This window comes from Streptomyces sp. SCA2-17 (assembly GCF_044336695.1).
In genome coordinates this window covers 2,958,389-2,975,273 of record NZ_CP117521.1, presented here as the reverse complement: position 1 = coordinate 2,975,273, position 16,885 = coordinate 2,958,389, and the positions used below count along the sequence as shown (strand labels likewise).

The following is a 16,885-nucleotide window of genomic DNA, read 5'->3' as shown; positions in this document are numbered from 1 at the left end:
GAGCAGTCGCGGGGCCCGGCCGTGCGTACGCCGTGGAAGCGGTTACTTCACCGGCTCCGGGGCCGGTGCCGGGTCCGGCTTCGGGGTGTCCGCGGGCTCGCCGTCGCCGCCGTCGCCGTTGTCCTCGCCGCCGTCCTCCGGGGGCGCCGGGGTCTTCACCGACTCCAGGAGGAGCTGGGCGACGTCGACGACCTGGATGGACTCCTTGGCCTTGCCGTCGTTCTTCTTGCCGTTGACCGAGTCGGTCAGCATGACGAGGCAGAAGGGGCAGGCGGTGGAGACGATGTCCGGGTTGAGGGACAGGGCCTCGTCGACGCGCTCGTTGTTGATGCGCTTGCCGATCCGCTCCTCCATCCACATGCGCGCACCGCCCGCACCGCAGCAGAAGCCCCGCTCCTTGTGGCGGTGCATCTCCTCGTTGCGCAGGCCCGGCACCTTGGCGATGATCTCGCGCGGCGGCGTGTAGACCTTGTTGTGCCGGCCCAGGTAGCACGGGTCGTGGTACGTGATCAGGCCCTCGACCGGGGTGACCGGGACGAGCTTGCCCTCGTCGATCAGGTGCTGGAGCAGCTGCGTGTGGTGGATGACCTCGTACTCGCCGCCGAGCTGCGGGTACTCGTTGGCGATGGTGTTGAAGCAGTGCGGGCAGGTCGCGACGATCTTCTTCTTGGCCTTCTCGACCTTGACGCCCTCGTCCGCATCCTCGCCGAACGCCATGTTCAGCATCTCGACGTTCTGCTGGCCGAGCTGCTGGAACAGGAACTCGTTGCCCAGGCGGCGGGCCGAGTCACCGGTGCAGTTCTCCTCGCCGCCCATGATCGCGAACTTCACGCCCGCCATGTGCAGCAGCTCCGCGAAGGCCTTCGTGGTCTTCTTGGCGCGGTCCTCCAGGGCGCCGGCGCAGCCGACCCAGTAGAGGTAGTCGACCTCGGTGAGGTCCTCGACGTCCTTGCCGACGACCGGGACCTCGAAGTCGACCTCCTTGGTCCACGCCAGGCGCTGCTTCTTCGCCAGGCCCCAGGGGTTGCCCTTCTTCTCCAGGTTCTTGAGCATCGTGCCCGCCTCGGACGGGAAGGAGCTCTCGATCATCACCTGGTAGCGGCGCATGTCGACGATGTGGTCGACGTGCTCGATGTCGACGGGGCACTGCTCGACGCACGCGCCGCACGTGGTGCAGGACCACAGCACGTCGGGGTCGATGACGCCGTTCTCCTCCAGCGTGCCGATCAGCGGGCGCTCGGCCTCGGCCAGCGCCGCCGCCGGGACGTCCTTCAGCTGCTCCGCGGTCGCCTTCTCCTCACCCTCGGCGTCCTTGCCGCCGCCCGCGAGCAGGTACGGCGCCTTGGCGTGCGCGTGATCGCGCAGCGCCATGATCAGGAGCTTGGGGGAGAGGGGCTTGCCGGTGTTCCAGGCGGGGCACTGCGACTGGCAGCGGCCGCACTCGGTGCAGGTGGAGAAGTCGAGCAGGCCCTTCCAGGAGAACTCCTCGACCTTCGAGACGCCGAAGGTGTCGTCCTCGCCCGGGTCCTCGAAGTCGATCGGCTTGCCGGCGCTCGTCATGGGCAGCAGCGCGCCGAGCGCCACGTCGCCGGACGCCTCGCGCTTGAACCAGATGTTCGGGAAGGCGAGGAAGCGGTGCCAGGCCACGCCCATGTCGGTCTTCAGGGCGACCGTGATCATCCAGATGAAGGACGTCGCGATCTTCAGGCCCGCGAAGAAGTAGGTGAGGTTCTGGAGCGTCGAGACGTCCATCCCCTCCAGCCACGAGACGACCGGGTACGAGATGAAGAACGAGGCCTCGTAGCCGTCCACGTGGTGCTGGGCGCCTTCGAGGGCGTGCAGCATGAAGATGCAGACGCCGACGATGAGGATGACGGCCTCGACGAAGTACGCCTGGCCGGTGTTGGAGCCGGCGAAGCGCGACTTGCGGCCCGGGGCGCCCGGCCGGTTCAGCTGCCGGATGACGATGAGCGTCAGGATGCCGAGCGCGGTCATCGTGCCGAGGAACTCGACGAAGACGTTGTACGGGGCCCAGTCGCCGATGACCGGCAGGATCCAGTCGGCCTTGAAGAGCTGCCCGATGGCGTTGACGATCGTCAGCAGCAGCGAGAAGAAGCCCACCGCCACGAACCAGTGCGCCACGCCGACGATGCCCCAGCGGTTCATCCGGGTGTGGCCCAGGAACTCCTTGGCCACGGTGACGGTGCGCTGCGCGGGGTCGCCGGTCCGGGTGCCGGCGGGCACGGGCTGACCCAGCCGCATGAAGCGGTAGATCTGCACGAGGGCACGGCCGAACAGCGCTACGCCGACCGCGATTAGGACCAGCGACACGATGATCGCGGCGAGTTGCATGGGAACGGCTCCTCGAACCTGCGAGAGCGGGGATTGCGGGGACTACGGACTTGGGGATGACTGCGGACTGCGGGATTACTGCCTAGTAACTTATCCAGTCCGTACGAGACTACTCACTCTCCCGCGCGCGATATAGGCGCACCGCCGGTGATCTGTGTCGCTCAGGCCACCCTCACCCGTGCTGCCCGAGCCCGTGGTCACCCGCCGGCCGCCCCCTGGCTGCGCATAAGCCCCGCATAAGACTTGAGTCCCCTCGACTCAGCTCGGTTGACAGGTTCGGATCCGCATTGCACCCTTGAGTCTGTTCCACTCAAGTCAGCTGGAGGAATCGACATGGCACGTGCGGTCGGCATCGACCTGGGTACGACGAACTCCGTCGTCAGTGTTCTCGAGGGCGGTGAGCCCACCGTCATCACCAACGCCGAGGGCGCCAGGACCACGCCGTCCGTCGTCGCCTTCGCGAAGAACGGCGAGGTGCTGGTCGGCGAGGTCGCCAAGCGCCAGGCCGTGACCAACGTGGACCGGACGATCCGTTCGGTCAAGCGCCACATGGGCACGGACTGGAAGATCAACCTCGACGGCAAGGACTTCAACCCCCAGCAGATCTCTGCGTTCATCCTGCAGAAGCTGAAGCGGGACGCCGAGGCGTACCTGGGCGAGAAGGTCACGGACGCGGTCATCACCGTCCCGGCGTACTTCAACGACTCCGAGCGTCAGGCGACCAAGGAGGCCGGTGAGATCGCGGGCCTCAACGTCCTGCGCATCGTCAACGAGCCCACCGCGGCCGCCCTGGCCTACGGTCTCGACAAGGACGACCAGACCATTCTCGTCTTCGACCTCGGTGGCGGCACCTTCGACGTCTCGCTGCTCGAGATCGGCGACGGCGTGGTCGAGGTCAAGGCCACCAACGGCGACAACCACCTCGGTGGTGACGACTGGGACCAGCGCGTCGTCGACTACCTGGTCAAGCAGTTCGCCAACGGCCACGGCGTGGACCTGTCCAAGGACAAGATGGCTCTCCAGCGCCTCCGCGAGGCCGCGGAGAAGGCGAAGATCGAGCTGTCCTCGTCCACCGAGACCACGATCAACCTGCCCTACATCACGGCCTCCGCCGAGGGCCCGCTGCACCTGGACGAGAAGCTCACGCGCGCCCAGTTCCAGCAGCTCACCGCGGATCTGCTGGAGCGCTGCAAGACCCCGTTCCACAACGTCATCAAGGACGCGGGCATCGCCCTCTCCGAGATCGACCACGTGGTCCTGGTCGGCGGCTCCACCCGCATGCCCGCCGTCGCCGAGCTCGTCAAGGAGCTGACCGGCGGCAACGAGGCCAACAAGGGCGTCAACCCGGACGAGGTCGTCGCCATCGGCGCCGCCCTGCAGGCCGGTGTCCTCAAGGGTGAGGTCAAGGACGTCCTGCTCCTCGACGTCACCCCGCTGTCCCTCGGCATCGAGACCAAGGGCGGCATCATGACCAAGCTCATCGAGCGCAACACCACGATCCCGACCAAGCGGTCCGAGATCTTCACGACGGCCGAGGACAACCAGCCGTCCGTGCAGATCCAGGTCTACCAGGGCGAGCGCGAGATCGCGGCGTACAACAAGAAGCTCGGCATGTTCGAGCTGACCGGCCTGCCGCCGGCCCCGCGCGGGGTCCCGCAGATCGAGGTCGCCTTCGACATCGACGCCAACGGCATCATGCACGTGACCGCGAAGGACCTCGGCACGGGCAAGGAGCAGAAGATGACCGTCACCGGTGGCTCCTCGCTGCCGAAGGACGAGGTCAACCGGATGCGCGAAGAGGCCGAGAAGTACGCCGAGGAGGACCACGCGCGCCGCGAGGCCGCCGAGTCCCGCAACCAGGGCGAGCAGCTCGTCTACCAGACGGAGAAGTTCCTCAAGGACAACGAGGACAAGGTTCCGGCCGAGGTGAAGACCGAGGTCGAGACCGCCGTCGCCGAGCTGAAGGAGAAGCTCAAGGGCGAGGACACGGCCGAGATCCGCACCGCGACCGAGAAGGTCGCCGCGGTCAGCCAGAAGCTCGGCCAGGCCATGTACGCCGACGCCCAGGCCGCGCAGGGCGCCGCCGGTGACGCCGGCGCGACCGGCGGTCCGACCAAGGCCGAGGACGACGTCGTCGACGCCGAGATCGTCGACGAGGACAAGCCCAAGGACGCGAAGGGTGGTGCGGCGTGACGGAGGAGACCCCGGGCTTTGACAACGAGAAGAAGCCTGAAGGCCCCTCCGACGCCGCCGGCTCCGAGGAAGCGGCGCAGGGCGCCGGGGCTGCCGACAAGGCGGCCCCGGGCGCTGCCCCCTCCGGCGAGGAGCTGGTGGAAGCAGGTCTCCAGGCTCAGCTGGACCAGTCCCAGGCCGCGCTCACCGAGCGCACCGCGGACCTCCAGCGTCTCCAGGCCGAGTACCAGAACTACCGCCGCCGTGTGGAGCGGGACCGGGTCACGGTCAAGGAGGTCGCCGTCGCGAACCTCCTGTCCGAGCTCCTGCCCACGCTCGACGACATCGGCCGCGCCCGTGACCACGGCGAGCTCGTCGGCGGCTTCAAGTCCGTCGCCGAGTCGCTGGAGACGGTCGTCGCCAAGATGGGACTGCAGCAGTTCGGCAAGGAGGGCGAGCCCTTCGACCCGCTGGTGCACGAGGCGCTGATGCACTCCTACGCGCCGGACGTCACCGAGACCACGTGCGTGCAGATTCTGCAGCCGGGGTATCGGATCGGCGAGCGGACGATCCGCCCCGCGCGGGTCGCCGTCGCCGAGCCCCAGCCGGGCGCCCAGGGCGCCAAGGGCGAGGGCGAGGACGCCGGTCCGGCCGGTTCCGCCGGCTCCGAAGAGGAGAGCGGTGGCCCGGACAAGGGCTGACGCTGACCAGATGAATCACCGCAGGGAACGGAAGGAGGGACGCCGGGGATGAGCACGAAGGACTTCCTGGAGAAGGACTACTACAAGGTCCTCGGCGTCCCCAAGGACGCCACCGAGGCCGAGATCAAGAAGGCGTACCGGAAGCTCGCCCGCGAGTACCACCCGGACGCCAACAAGGGCGACGCCAAGGCCGAGGAGCGCTTCAAGGAGATCTCCGAGGCCAATGACGTCCTGGCCGACCCCAAGCGGCGCAAGGAGTACGACGACGCCCGCGCCCTCTTCGCCAACGGCGGCTTCCGCCCGGGGCCGGGCGGCGCGGGCGGCGGCTCCTTCAACTTCGACCTGGGCGACCTCTTCGGGGGCGCCCAGGGCGGGGGCGGCGCCGGCGGCGGCTTCGGCGGCGGTCTCGGCGACGTCTTCGGCGGCCTGTTCAACCGCGGTGCCACGCGCACCCAGCCGCGCCGCGGCCAGGACATCGAGTCCGAGGTCTCGCTGAACTTCACCGAGGCGGTCGACGGGGCCACCGTGCCCCTGCGGATGTCCTCCTCGGCGGCCTGCAAGGCCTGCTCCGGCACCGGCGACAAAAACGGTACTCCTCGCGTCTGCCCCACCTGTGTCGGCACCGGTCAGGTGTCGCACGGCTCCGGCGGCGGATTCTCCATGACCGACCCCTGCCCCGACTGCAAGGGCCGCGGCCTCATCCCGGAGAACCCCTGCGACGTCTGCCACGGCAGCGGCCGCGCCAAGTCCTCCCGGACGATGCAGGTCCGCATCCCCGCCGGCGTCTCTGACGGCCAGCGGATCCGGCTGCGCGGCAAGGGCGCCCCGGGCGAGCGCGGCGGCCCCAACGGCGATCTGTACGTCGTGGTGCACGTCGGCACCCACCCGGTCTTCGGCCGCAAGGACGACAACCTCACCGTCACCGTGCCCGTCTCCTTCCCGGAGGCGGTCCTCGGCGGCGAGATCAAGGTGCCGACCCTCGGCGGCCCCCCGGTCACCCTCAAGCTGCCGCCCGGCACGCCCAACGGCCGCACGATGCGCGCCCGCGGCAAGGGCGCGGTGCGCAAGGACGGCACCCGCGGCGACCTCCTCGTCACGGTGGAGGTGACCGTGCCCAAGGATCTCGGCGACAAGGCCCGGGAAGCCCTGCAGACCTACCGTGAGGCCACCGCGGACGACGACCCGCGGGCAGAGCTGTTCCAGGCCGCGAAGGGAGCGTGACCCCATGGATGGGACCGGCCGACGGCGCAATCCGTACGAGCTGACCGACGAGTCGCCGGTCTATGTCATCTCGGTCGCCGCGCAGCTGTCGGGCCTGCATCCGCAGACCCTCCGGCAGTACGACCGGCTCGGCCTGGTCTCACCCGACCGCGCCGCCGGCCGCGGCCGGCGCTACTCCGCGCGGGACATCGAACAGCTCCGGCAGGTGCAGCAGCTCAGCCAGGACGAGGGCATCAACCTCGCGGGCATCAAGCGCATCATCGAGCTGGAGAACCAGGTGGCCGCGCTCAAGGCGCGCGTCGCCGAACTGCAGGGCATCGTCGAGGGCGCCGCCGCGGCCCGCCAGCAGGCGGAAGCGGCGGTCCACGCCTCCTACCGCCGCGACCTGGTCCCGTACCAGGAGGTCCAGCAGACGAGCGCACTGGTGGTGTGGCGCCCGCGCCGCGATCAGCAGTAGCGGCGCGTCGCCTCGCGTCGCATGGTGTGCCGGCAGGGCGGGGTGAGTGAAACGCTCACCCGGCCCTGCTCGCATGAGCCGGCAAGAGCGGTGTCCGGGCCGTTGTCAGTGGTGGGTGCCAGACTGCGCGCATGACTGAAACCGTTAAGGGGCCCGCCAGTTACTTCCCGTCGATCGAGAAGAAGTACGGCCGGCCGATAGCCGAGTGGAAGGACCTGATCCGGTCTTCGTCGCTGACGAAGCACATGGAGCTGGTCGGGTGGCTGAAGGCCGAGCACGGACTGGGGCACGGGCATGCCAACGCCCTCGTCGCGCACACCCTCGCGGAGCTCCGCGACTGACGCCGCTCCGCCACCCACTCGGGTGGCGTGTCTGTCGCCGCCCGCCCACGGGCCGTACGGTGGACGGGTGCTGCTGAGCTTCCGGGTCTCGAATCACCGCTCGATCAGGGAGGAGCAGCAGCTGCTCCTGGCCCGGATGGACGGCGCGGACGGCGTTTCCACGCGCGACACCGATACCAGTACTGGTACCGCTACCGGCTCCGAGGCCGTTCCCATCGCCGCCCTCTTCGGTGCGAACGCCGCCGGCAAGTCCAACGTCGTGGACGCCCTGCACTTCATGGCGGGCCTGGTGCGCACGTCCCACCGGGACGCCGAGCCGGGCGCGGGCATCGTGCGGTCCCCGTTCCTGCTGGACGAGGTGAGCGCCGCGGCCCCGTCCTGGTACGTGGTGGACCTCGTCCTCGACGGCGTGCGCCACACATACGGCTTCAGCCTCGACGACGAGCGGATCCGCGAGGAATGGCTGTACCGCTATCCCGGTGGTGAGCGGCAGACGGTGTTCCAGCGCTCGGGCGATGACATCCGCTTCGGCGACGGGGCGGCCCGCCCGGGGCTGGATCTCGTCCGCAGCATCACCGAGCCGAACGCCCTGTTCCTGACGGTCGCCGCGCGGTCCCGGCAGGCCGAGGTCCAGCCCGCCTACGCATGGTTCATGAACGTCCGCTTCCGGGCGGGCGGGGCGCACGGTTCACCCGATCCGGGAAGCCTGTTGCGGCTCCAGGACCCGCGGCGGGCCGCGTCCGTCGTCGCCCTGCTGCGCGCCGCCGACGTCGGCATCGAGGACATGGGCATCGAGGACTTCGACGCGGCCGAGGCCGGTGACACGGGCGGGCGGCTCTCTGTGCGCGGCTTCGCCGACCGGCTCCTGCGCGAGCTGCGCCGCACCGAGCTGTCCACCTGCCTGTTCACCACCACGACCGCCCGCGTCTGGGTCCAGCAGAAGGGCCGCGGCGGCAGCATCCGCCTCGGCCTGGAGGACCAGTCCCAGGGCACCCGCATGTTCTTCGACTACGCGGGCCCCGTCCTCGACACCCTGGAGCAGGGCGGCGTGCTCATCGTCGACGAGGTCGACGCGAGCCTGCACCCGCGCCTGACGGCGCACCTGATCAGGCTCTTCCAGGAGCCCGCGACGAACCCGCACGCGGCCCAGCTCCTCCTCACCACCCACGACGTGAGCCTGCTGGGCCGCTGCGGCGGCGAGGAGATCCTGCGGCGCGACCAGGTCTGGTTCGTGGAGAAGGACCGGCACGGGGAGAGCGCACTGTACCCCCTCTCCGACTTCGAACCGCGGGACGGCGAGAACCGTGAGCGGCGCTACCTCGGTGGCAGCTATGGTGCGGTCCCGGTCCTCAGTGACGAGCGGTTCGAGGCGGCCCTGGCCGCCAGGGGGAAGGCAGCGCCGGATGGCGAGGACGCCGAAGACGAGAAGTAACGGACGCTGCGCGCCCGGCCCCTCCTTCGAGTCGAACGTCCTCCGCTTACCGGGCGGCCGGCGGGCCCGGGACCGCCTGCTGGTCGTCTGCGGCGCGAAAGCCACCGAGAAGGACTACCTCCTCGGGCTCGTCGACCACGTCGCCAACCCCGCCGTCACCGTCCGCATCAGGACGAAGTCCTGCTCCCCCGCTCAGCTGATCACCTACGCGGCAGGGGAACGCGACCGCATCGGGGACGACTTCGACCAGGTGTGGTGCGTCTTCGACGTCGACCACTTCGAGGTGGCCTGCGCGATCGACCGGGCCCGCCGCGAGGGCATCCGGGTGGCGGTCTCGAACCCGTGCTTCGAACTCTGGCTGATCCTGCACTTCAGCGGCCACACGGCCCCGGTGCGCACGTACCGTGAGCTGCTCCCGTACCTGAAGCGCCACGTCCCGGCGTACGAGAAGGCCCGCCTGGACTTCCGCGACTTCGAACACGGCTGGCCGGAAGCGGACCGCCGAGCCCGCCGCCTGGCGACGGAGGGGCGCGAACACGTGACGAACCCGTCGACGGGAGTGTGGGCGCTGGTGTCACGGATCGCGCGGAAGTAGAGAGCGGAAGCAGAGAAGGGCTTGCCCGCCGTCAGGGCGTGCCCTGCGCCAGCCGTTGGCCGAGGGCTTCGCCGAGGGTCTTCCAGTCGTGCCGGCTGTGCTTCTCCGCCGTGGACTCCATGAGCCCGCCGACGCCGAAGACCTTGCACGCGATGGTGGTCTCGGCGATGAGCCGGCTGCTGCCGTCCGGCGCCTCCTCGACCCGTACCCGCCCCTCCTCCGTGATCTTGTCCGCCATGGTGGACGGGATCCTGCGCCAGGTCCACGTCAGCCGCTGCTGGTCGAACCGGCTCTCCTCGGTCTCCCGGAAGCCGGAGCCGAGGAGCTTCCGCACCGGCGCGGGCGCGTTCATGGGCGGGATCAGGGCGACCTCGCGTATGAGGTCCCCCTCGGGGGCGGTGCGGCGGGCGGTGACGGACCACTGCACGTACTGCAGCCGGTTCCGGTACAGGTCTTCGAGGAAGGCGTCGTCCGTGAGCAGTGCCCAGACGGCGGACGCGGGGCCGTTGACGTTCAACTGCACAGTGAACTGAGGCATGTTGACACGGTATGCCTGTTCTGGGGGCGGCGTGGGTAATTGCCGTAATGGTGAGGAGAAGATGCCTGAAGTCAGACCAGACCGAGGGCCTTCGTGACCGTGATCTCGACCAGGACGCGGTCGGGGTTGGGCGCGGGCATCCGCCCGTACCGCTCGGCGTAGCGGTTCACCGCGTCGGCGACGGCCTCGGCCTCGGTCCGTACGACCGCCCGGCCCTCCAGCGTGGCCCACTTCCGCTCGCCGATCTGGCAGACGGCGACGCGCGCGCCGTCCGGGCCCGCGGCCAGGATGTTGGCGATCTTGCGGCTGTTCTTGTTGGTGATGACGCGCGCGATCCCGGCCTCGGGGTCGAAGGTCACCCCCACGGGCACGAGGTGCGGGCTACCGTCGGGGCGGGTGGTGGTGAGGGTGCAGATGTGCCGCTCCCGCCAGAATGCGACGTAGGCGGGGTCGAGGTCGCGCAGATCGTGAGCCATGCGGGAAGCGTAACGGCGCGTTTGCGCGGAGCCTCGGGGAATCCGTCTCTCCGCGGGCGCCGCCGCCCTCCGCGGCGGAGTATGGGCCTTACGGGGGCGTGCGGGTGCGGGCCGCGAGGTCAGGGGTCCGGCACTGGCGTTTGAGTGGAATAGGCTCAACTTATCGCACGTTGGGTTAGGCAGGACGCTCGCCGGAGGCGTCCTCGCCCGAGACACCCCGAGACGCCGAGACGAAGGAGGAGCGGACCGTCGTGGATGCCGAGCTGACCAACAGGAGCCGGGAGGCGCTGAGCGGGGCCAGTGAGCGGGCCGTGTCGGCCGGGCATGCCGATATGACGCCCGCGCACCTGCTGCTGGCGCTGCTCGCCGGGCAGGACAACGAGAACATCATGGATCTGCTGGCCGCCGTGGAGGCCGACGCCGCCGCGCTGCGGTCCGGCGCCGAGCGGCAGCTGGCGGCCGAGCCCAGCGTGCAGGGCTCGACGGTCGCGCCGCCGCAGCCCAGCCGCGAGCTGCTCGCCGTGATCGCCGACGCGTCGCAGCGCGCCCGCGAGCTCGGCGACACCTACATTTCCACCGAACACCTGCTGATCGGCCTCGCCGCCAAGGGCGGCCGCACGGGTGAGCTGTTGCAGCAGCAGGGCGCTTCCGCGAAGCGCCTGCTGGATGCGTTCGAGACCGCGAGGGGCGGGCAGCGAGTGACCACTGCCGATCCGGAGGGCACGTACAAGGCCCTGGAGAAGTTCGGCGCGGACCTGACCGCGGCGGCCCGCGAGGGCCGGCTCGACCCCGTCATCGGACGGGACACCGAGATCCGCCGCGTCGTGCAGGTCCTCTCCCGCCGTACGAAGAACAACCCCGTCCTCATCGGCGAGCCGGGCGTCGGCAAGACCGCCGTCGTGGAAGGGCTCGCCCAGCGGATAGTGAAGGGCGACGTCCCCGAGTCGCTGCGCAACAAGCGCCTGGTCTCCCTCGACCTGGGCGCGATGGTCGCCGGCGCGAAGTACCGCGGTGAGTTCGAGGAGCGGCTGAAGACCGTCCTGGCCGAGATCAAGGCCAGTGAGGGCCAGATCATCACCTTCATCGACGAGCTGCACACCGTCGTCGGCGCGGGCGCGGGCGGCGACTCCGCCATGGACGCGGGCAACATGCTCAAGCCCATGCTCGCCCGCGGCGAGCTCCGCATGGTCGGCGCCACCACCCTCGACGAGTACCGCGAGCGGATCGAGAAGGACCCTGCCCTGGAGCGCCGCTTCCAGCAGGTCCTGGTCGCCGAGCCGTCCGTCGAGGACACGATCGCGATCCTGCGCGGCCTCAAGGGCCGCTACGAGGCCCACCACAAGGTCCAGATCGCCGACAGCGCCCTCGTCGCCGCCGCCACCCTCTCCGACCGCTACATCACCTCCCGCTTCCTCCCCGACAAGGCCATCGACCTCGTCGACGAGTCCGCGTCCCGGCTGCGCATGGAGATCGACTCCAGCCCCGTCGAGATCGACGAGCTCCAGCGCGCCGTCGACCGGCTGAAGATGGAGGAGCTCGCCCTGTCCAAGGAGTCGGACGAGGCGAGCAAGCAGCGCCTGGAGAAGCTGCGCCGCGACCTCGCCGATAAGGAGGAGGAGTTGCGCGGCCTGACCGCCCGCTGGGAGCGCGAGAAGCAGTCCCTCAACCGGGTGGGTGAGCTCAAGGAGCGCCTGGACGAGCTGCGCGGGCAGGCCGAGCGCGCCCAGCGCGACGGCGACTTCGACACCGCCTCCAAGCTCCTCTACGGCGAGATCCCCGGCCTGGAGCGCGAGCTGGAGGCGGCCGCCGAGGCCGAGGCGGAGGCGGAGCAGGAGGCCGAAGCGAAGGACCTCATGGTCAAGGAGGAGGTCGGCCCGGACGACATCGCCGACGTCGTCGCCTCCTGGACCGGCATCCCCGCCGGCCGCCTGCTGGAGGGCGAGACCCGCAAGCTGCTGCGCATGGAGGACGAGATCGGCAAGCGGCTGATCGGCCAGAGCGAGGCCGTCCGGGCCGTCTCCGACGCCGTGCGCCGCTCGCGGGCCGGCATCGCCGACCCCGACCGGCCGACCGGCTCGTTCCTCTTCCTCGGCCCGACCGGCGTCGGCAAGACGGAGCTGGCCAAGGCCCTCGCCGACTTCCTCTTCGACGACGAGCGGGCCATGGTCCGCATCGACATGAGCGAGTACAGCGAGAAGCACGCCGTGGCCCGCCTCGTCGGCGCGCCCCCCGGCTACGTCGGCTACGAGGAGGGCGGCCAGCTGACGGAGGCCGTGCGCCGGCGCCCGTACAGCGTCGTCCTGCTGGACGAGGTCGAGAAGGCGCACCACGAGGCCTTCGACATCCTGCTCCAGGTCCTCGACGACGGCCGCCTCACCGACGGCCAGGGCCGGACCGTCGACTTCCGCAACACCATCCTCATCCTCACCTCCAACCTGGGATCCACCTATCTGGTGGACCCCCTCCTCAAGGAGGAGCAGAAGAAGGAGAAGGTGCTGGAGACGGTGCGGGCCTCCTTCCGTCCCGAGTTCCTCAACCGCCTCGACGACATCGTCGTCTTCCACCCGCTCGGCACGGAGCAGCTGGAAGAGATCGCCCGCATCCAGCTCGGTCACTTGCAGCGACGCCTCGCCGACCGCCGGCTCACCCTGGACGTCTCCCCGGAGGCCCTCCACTGGCTGGCCGGGCTCGGCCAGGAACCGGCGGAGACCGTGGACGGCGCCGCCCCCGCCGCGCCCGACCTCGCCTACGGCGCGCGCCCGCTGCGCCGCCTGGTCCAGACCGCCATCGGCGACCAGCTCGCCAAGGCGATCATCGGCGGCGAGATCCGCGACGGCGACACCATCCGCGTGGACCGCGCGCCCGGGCAGGGCACAGGCCTGTCGGTGACGAGGGGCGAGCCCGTGGCGGCGGCCTGACCGGCTTCCGCCGCGGGTGCCGAGGGGTAGGGGTTGCGGCACGGGGGCGGGTGTGAGGGAGGATGGCCGGAGACCGTACGAAGGGAATTAAACGGTGAGCATCGACCCGTCCTCGATCCCGAATTTCGGGGGACAGCCCGAACCGCAGCCTGAGGCGGGCCCGACCGGCCCCGTCATCCCCGACCAGGACCTGGTCAAGCAGCTCCTCGACCAGATGGAGCTGAAGTACGTCGTGGACGACGAGGGAGACCTCGCCGCGCCGTGGGAGCAGTTCCGCACGTACTTCATGTTCCGCGGCGAGGAGGAGCAGCAGGTCTTCTCGGTGCGGACGTTCTACGACCGCCCGCACGCGATCGACGAGAAGGCCCGCCTCCTGGAGGCCATCGACGACTGGAACCGCCGCACGCTGTGGCCGAAGGTCTACACCCACACGAACGACGACGGCACGGTCCGCCTGATCGGCGAGGCGCAGATGCTGATCGGCGTCGGGGTGTCCCTGGAGCACTTCGTCTCCAGCACGGTCAGCTGGGTGCGGGCGTCCATCGAGTTCGACAAGTGGCTTGTCGAGCAGCTGGGCCTTGAGGCGGACGCGGAGTCGGACGAGGGCAAGCCGGACGAAGAGGCGTAACGCCTCCGGCGCCGGCGCTTCCCGGGGTGCCCGGTCGGCTCGGGCCGGCTGGGCACCTGGGGGACGCCCGATACCCCGGTGGGGGCCCCGCCCCTCACATCGGCATGCGCGCGACCGTAAGCAGGTACGTTCCGTAGAAGAACGACACCCCCGCCAGCGCCGCGACCTTCGTCACGGCCGCGCACGGCCTCGCCCGCGCCAGTGCCAGCGCCGCCGGCGCCAGCAGGGGGAACGCCGGCAGCAGGAACCGCGGCTTCGAGGCGAAGTAGCTCGACCCGCCGACCGCGATGACGACGAGCACGACCGCGTACACCAGCACCGGAAGCGGCGGCCGCGGCCGTTCCAGGGCCAGCAGGACCAGTGACACGAGCGCGACGGCGATGATCGCGACCGTCACGTAGTACGCCATCGCGTCCCGCCCGACGATCAGGTGCCGTACGAACCGCAGCGCGTCCTTCCCGAAGTCGAAGCGCGAGCCCCACAGCCGCTGCACCTCGAAGTAGCCGAACAGGCCGCCGCCGGAGCGGAATCCGGCCCAGACGACGTAGCCGGTCCAGCCCAGCGGGGCGAGCGCGGCGCCCGCCCACACGCGCCAGTTCGTGCGGGCCGCCCGGTCGCGCCACAGCAGGACCGCGCAGGAGCAGACGACGGCCGCGGCGACGGCGACCGCGTTGGGCCGGGAGACGCCGGCGAGCAGGGAGAGCGCCCCGGCCCACACCGGGCGGCCGGTGACCAGCGCGTACAGGGCCCACGCCGCGAGCGCGGTCATCAGCGGCTCGGTGTACGCCATGGACTGCACGATCGCGTGCGGCAGCAGCCCCCACAGCACCACGAGCAGCGTCGCGGCCCTGCGCCCGTACAGCTGCCCGTACAGCCGTTCCCCGAGCGCGTAGATGCCCCATGCGGCGGCGCCGGCGGACAGCCAGGCGACGACCAGGCCGGAGCTGACGACGGTCAGCGGCGTGACGGTGGAGACGGCGTGCACGAGGCCGGGGAAGAGCGGGAAGAACGCCAGGTCGTTGAAGACGACGCCGCGCGTGGTCGGCGAGGGCAGCACCAGCCCGTAGCCGTGCCGGGCGATGCCCGCGTACCAGATGCCGTCCCAGGAGTGGCCGAGCAGCGTGCGCGGGTGGCGGCCGATCCACCACGCCCAGGCGGCCATCGTCGCCATGCCGGTGAGCCGGGCCGCCGCGTAGAACGCGAGGGCGGGGGCCGCCCGGCGCAGGGCGTCCCGCGCGCGCTCGACGCGGCGGACGCGGGCGTTGCCGGACGCCGGGCGCGGCTCCGGCGCCCGGACGGGCACGGCGGTGTCGGCTGACACGGGGGGACCTCCGGCATCCTCGGCCTCTCGGCCTCGGCCTCTGGGCCTGTTCGGCGCCGGTGCGGGCGCCTCCACTGCACCTTCGACCTTGCGGCGCAGCTCACGCGCGCGCGAGCGGGAGCGCCCGTAAGCGGTGCGCCTTCCACCCGCTCGGCGGGCACCGCGGAGTGTCTGCGCGGTGCGCGGCGGACGGTGTGCTGTGCCCGCGCCACGGGCGTGCCTAGGGTGAGGCAGCCTCAGGAACCGAAGAAGAGGCAGCCTCGGAAAACCGACAGAAGTGGGTTCGCATGAACAAGGACTGGAGCCCCGCCGCCCGCGTGCAGGGCCTCGGCACCTCGGTCTTCACGGAGATGACGGAGCTCGCCCGCCGCACGGGCGCGGTCAACCTCGGCCAGGGCGTGCCGGAACTGGGCGCTCCGCCCGCGCTGCTGAAGGACGTCTCGGCGGCGGTCCTCGCGGGCAGCAACCAGTACCCGCCCGCCGCCGGCTTCCCCGCGCTGCGCGAGGCGGTCGCCGCGCACCAGTCCCGGCGCTACGGGCTGGAGTACGACCCGCAGGACGAGGTGCTGGTGACCACGGGCGCGACCGAGGCCCTCGCCGCGGCGCTGCTCGCGCTGTGCGACCCGGGCGACGAGGTGCTGGCCTTCGACCCCTGCTACGACGCCTACCCGGCGGGCGCCCGCTTCGCCGGTGCGCGCGTGGTCGGCGTGCCGCTCGCGGAGGACGGCGACGCCTTCGTGCTGGACGCGGCCGCGCTGCGGGCGGCGGTCACCCCGCGCACCCGGGTGCTGATCCTCAACACCCCGCACAACCCGACGGGCAAGGTCTTCACGGCGCACGAACTCGCCGAGATCGCCGCGCTGTGCCGGGAGCACGGCCTGACGGTGGTGACGGACGAGGTGTACGAGCACCTCGTCTACGACGGCGGGCGGCACGCGACGATCGCGTCGCTGGAAGGGATGCGCGAGCGTACGCTGACCATCTCGTCGGCAGGCAAGACGTTCAACGTGACCGGCTGGAAGGTCGGCTGGGTGTGCGGGCCGGCCGGGCTCGTGCGGGCGGTCGGGGCCGCGAAGCAGTTCCTCACGTACGCCTCGGGCGCGCCGTACCAGGAGGCGCTCGCGCGGATGCTGGACGGCGTGGAGGAGTGGGCGGCGGAGCTGCGGAGCACGCTGCAGCGCAATCGCGACCTGCTGAGCCGGGGGCTCGCGAGCGCCGGACTGCGCCCCTATCGCGCGGAGGCGGGGTATTTCCTCCAGGCGGACATCCGCGCGTGGGGGTACTCGGACGGCGTGCGATTCTGCCGTGAACTCCCTTCGCGCGCCGGGGTGGTGGCCATTCCGACGGCCGCCTTCAATCTGCGCCCCGATGCGCCGCCCTATCTCGTGCGTTTCTCGTTCTGCAAGCGTGAAGAGTCCGTGATTTCGGCCGTGGAGAAGCTGGTGAACGCCGCCTGACGGGGATTTGCGGCGGTCCCATGCTTGATCGCATATGCATCCGGCGGGTTCCCCCGGCCCGCCGGCCGCACTATCGGCCGTCCGCCGGAGCGGCCGCCGGTCCGCAAAGATTCTGAACAGTTGAACTGTCCGGCCCTCGCGTGGATGGAAAGCACGATGAGATGGGTAAAAACGCTGTGGGCGCTGCTCATTCATGATTCCCTCTCATTAAGGCTCCGGGGAATCCCGTAATCACTGTCCTCGGACGTCCTCGGACCCACGGAAACAGCTCATATG

The 16,885-nt window shown here is 70.5% G+C and carries 14 protein-coding genes; 10 read left to right on the top strand and 4 right to left on the bottom strand.

Annotation, left to right across the window (positions count from 1 at the left end):
- Window positions 1-42: 42 nt before the first annotated feature.
- The gene (locus tag PS271_RS13240; RefSeq protein ID WP_398382102.1) at window positions 43-2,352 is read right to left on the bottom strand and encodes a (Fe-S)-binding protein; all 2,310 of its coding nucleotides are present in this window, start codon (window positions 2,350-2,352) and stop codon (window positions 43-45) included.
- Window positions 2,353-2,685: 333 nt separating this feature from the next.
- Here PS271_RS13240 and dnaK point away from each other — a divergent pair, with 333 nt between their 5' ends.
- From dnaK to PS271_RS13205, 7 genes are all read left to right on the top strand, one after another.
- On the top strand, window positions 2,686-4,545 hold the full coding sequence (gene dnaK / locus PS271_RS13235) for a molecular chaperone DnaK (protein ID WP_398382101.1): 1,860 nt from the start codon (window positions 2,686-2,688) through the stop codon (window positions 4,543-4,545).
- Window positions 4,542-5,225 (top strand): nucleotide exchange factor GrpE, encoded by a 684-nt coding sequence (grpE, locus tag PS271_RS13230; RefSeq protein ID WP_398382100.1) that lies wholly within the window; start codon window positions 4,542-4,544, stop codon window positions 5,223-5,225. Before dnaK ends, grpE begins: the two co-directional genes overlap by 4 nt.
- A 48-nt stretch (window positions 5,226-5,273) precedes the next feature.
- A complete protein-coding gene (gene dnaJ, locus PS271_RS13225; protein WP_398382099.1) occupies window positions 5,274-6,446 on the top strand; it encodes a molecular chaperone DnaJ in 1,173 nt (390 codons plus the stop codon).
- Window positions 6,447-6,450: 4 nt separating this feature from the next.
- Entirely contained in the window at window positions 6,451-6,903 is a 453-nt protein-coding gene (locus PS271_RS13220; RefSeq protein WP_398382098.1) for a heat shock protein transcriptional repressor HspR, read from the top strand.
- 131 nt (window positions 6,904-7,034) lie between these two features.
- The gene (locus PS271_RS13215; RefSeq protein WP_398382097.1) at window positions 7,035-7,244 is read left to right on the top strand and encodes a DUF4287 domain-containing protein; all 210 of its coding nucleotides are present in this window, start codon (window positions 7,035-7,037) and stop codon (window positions 7,242-7,244) included.
- Window positions 7,245-7,311: 67 nt separating this feature from the next.
- Window positions 7,312-8,676 carry an AAA family ATPase gene (locus PS271_RS13210; RefSeq protein ID WP_398382096.1) on the top strand — a complete coding sequence of 455 codons (1,365 nt, stop codon included), beginning with the start codon at window positions 7,312-7,314 and terminating at the stop codon, window positions 8,674-8,676.
- Window positions 8,648-9,271, top strand: a complete 624-nt coding sequence (locus PS271_RS13205) for an RloB family protein (protein WP_398382095.1) — start codon at window positions 8,648-8,650, stop codon at window positions 9,269-9,271. The genes PS271_RS13210 and PS271_RS13205 overlap by 29 nt, the downstream gene beginning before the upstream one ends.
- A 31-nt stretch (window positions 9,272-9,302) precedes the next feature.
- On the opposite strand, the gene PS271_RS13200 is transcribed toward PS271_RS13205, so the two are convergent.
- Together PS271_RS13200 and PS271_RS13195 are read right to left on the bottom strand one after the other, a co-directional pair.
- Entirely contained in the window at window positions 9,303-9,809 is a 507-nt protein-coding gene (locus PS271_RS13200) for a DUF2505 family protein (RefSeq protein WP_398382094.1), read from the bottom strand.
- 71 nt (window positions 9,810-9,880) lie between these two features.
- A complete protein-coding gene (locus PS271_RS13195) occupies window positions 9,881-10,285 on the bottom strand; it encodes a pyridoxamine 5'-phosphate oxidase family protein (RefSeq protein WP_398382093.1) in 405 nt (134 codons plus the stop codon).
- Between the two features lie 251 nt (window positions 10,286-10,536).
- Between PS271_RS13195 and clpB the strand changes: the two genes are divergently transcribed.
- A complete protein-coding gene (gene clpB / locus PS271_RS13190) occupies window positions 10,537-13,203 on the top strand; it encodes an ATP-dependent chaperone ClpB (protein WP_398382092.1) in 2,667 nt (888 codons plus the stop codon).
- Between the two features lie 94 nt (window positions 13,204-13,297).
- The gene (locus PS271_RS13185) at window positions 13,298-13,831 is read left to right on the top strand and encodes a YbjN domain-containing protein (RefSeq protein WP_356275802.1); all 534 of its coding nucleotides are present in this window, start codon (window positions 13,298-13,300) and stop codon (window positions 13,829-13,831) included.
- A gap of 94 nt (window positions 13,832-13,925) precedes the next feature.
- Here the strand turns inward: PS271_RS13185 and PS271_RS13180 are convergent, their stop codons facing one another.
- Window positions 13,926-15,152, bottom strand: coding sequence for a putative hexosyltransferase (locus tag PS271_RS13180; protein ID WP_398382091.1), 1,227 nt, complete (start codon window positions 15,150-15,152; stop codon window positions 13,926-13,928).
- Between the two features lie 287 nt (window positions 15,153-15,439).
- On the opposite strand from PS271_RS13180, the gene PS271_RS13175 reads away from it, so the two are divergent.
- Window positions 15,440-16,609 carry an aminotransferase class I/II-fold pyridoxal phosphate-dependent enzyme gene (locus tag PS271_RS13175; protein WP_398382090.1) on the top strand — a complete coding sequence of 390 codons (1,170 nt, stop codon included), beginning with the start codon at window positions 15,440-15,442 and terminating at the stop codon, window positions 16,607-16,609.
- The last annotated feature ends 276 nt before the right edge of the window (window positions 16,610-16,885 follow it).

Bases quoted from the DNA above. Each gene is read 5' to 3' on its own strand.
- dnaK (WP_398382101.1), top strand. From the start codon at position 2,686: ATGGCACGTGCGGTCGGCATCGACCTGGGTACGACGAACTCCGTCGTC.
- PS271_RS13215 (WP_398382097.1), top strand. From the start codon at position 7,035: ATGACTGAAACCGTTAAGGGGCCCGCCAGTTACTTCCCGTCGATCGAG.
- PS271_RS13205 (WP_398382095.1), top strand. From the start codon at position 8,648: ATGGCGAGGACGCCGAAGACGAGAAGTAACGGACGCTGCGCGCCCGGC.
- PS271_RS13220 (WP_398382098.1), top strand. From the start codon at position 6,451: ATGGATGGGACCGGCCGACGGCGCAATCCGTACGAGCTGACCGACGAG.
- PS271_RS13175 (WP_398382090.1), top strand. From the start codon at position 15,440: ATGAACAAGGACTGGAGCCCCGCCGCCCGCGTGCAGGGCCTCGGCACC.
- PS271_RS13195 (WP_398382093.1), bottom strand. From the start codon at position 10,285: ATGGCTCACGATCTGCGCGACCTCGACCCCGCCTACGTCGCATTCTGG.
- PS271_RS13240 (WP_398382102.1), bottom strand. From the start codon at position 2,352: ATGCAACTCGCCGCGATCATCGTGTCGCTGGTCCTAATCGCGGTCGGC.
- PS271_RS13200 (WP_398382094.1), bottom strand. From the start codon at position 9,809: ATGCCTCAGTTCACTGTGCAGTTGAACGTCAACGGCCCCGCGTCCGCC.
- dnaJ (WP_398382099.1), top strand. From the start codon at position 5,274: ATGAGCACGAAGGACTTCCTGGAGAAGGACTACTACAAGGTCCTCGGC.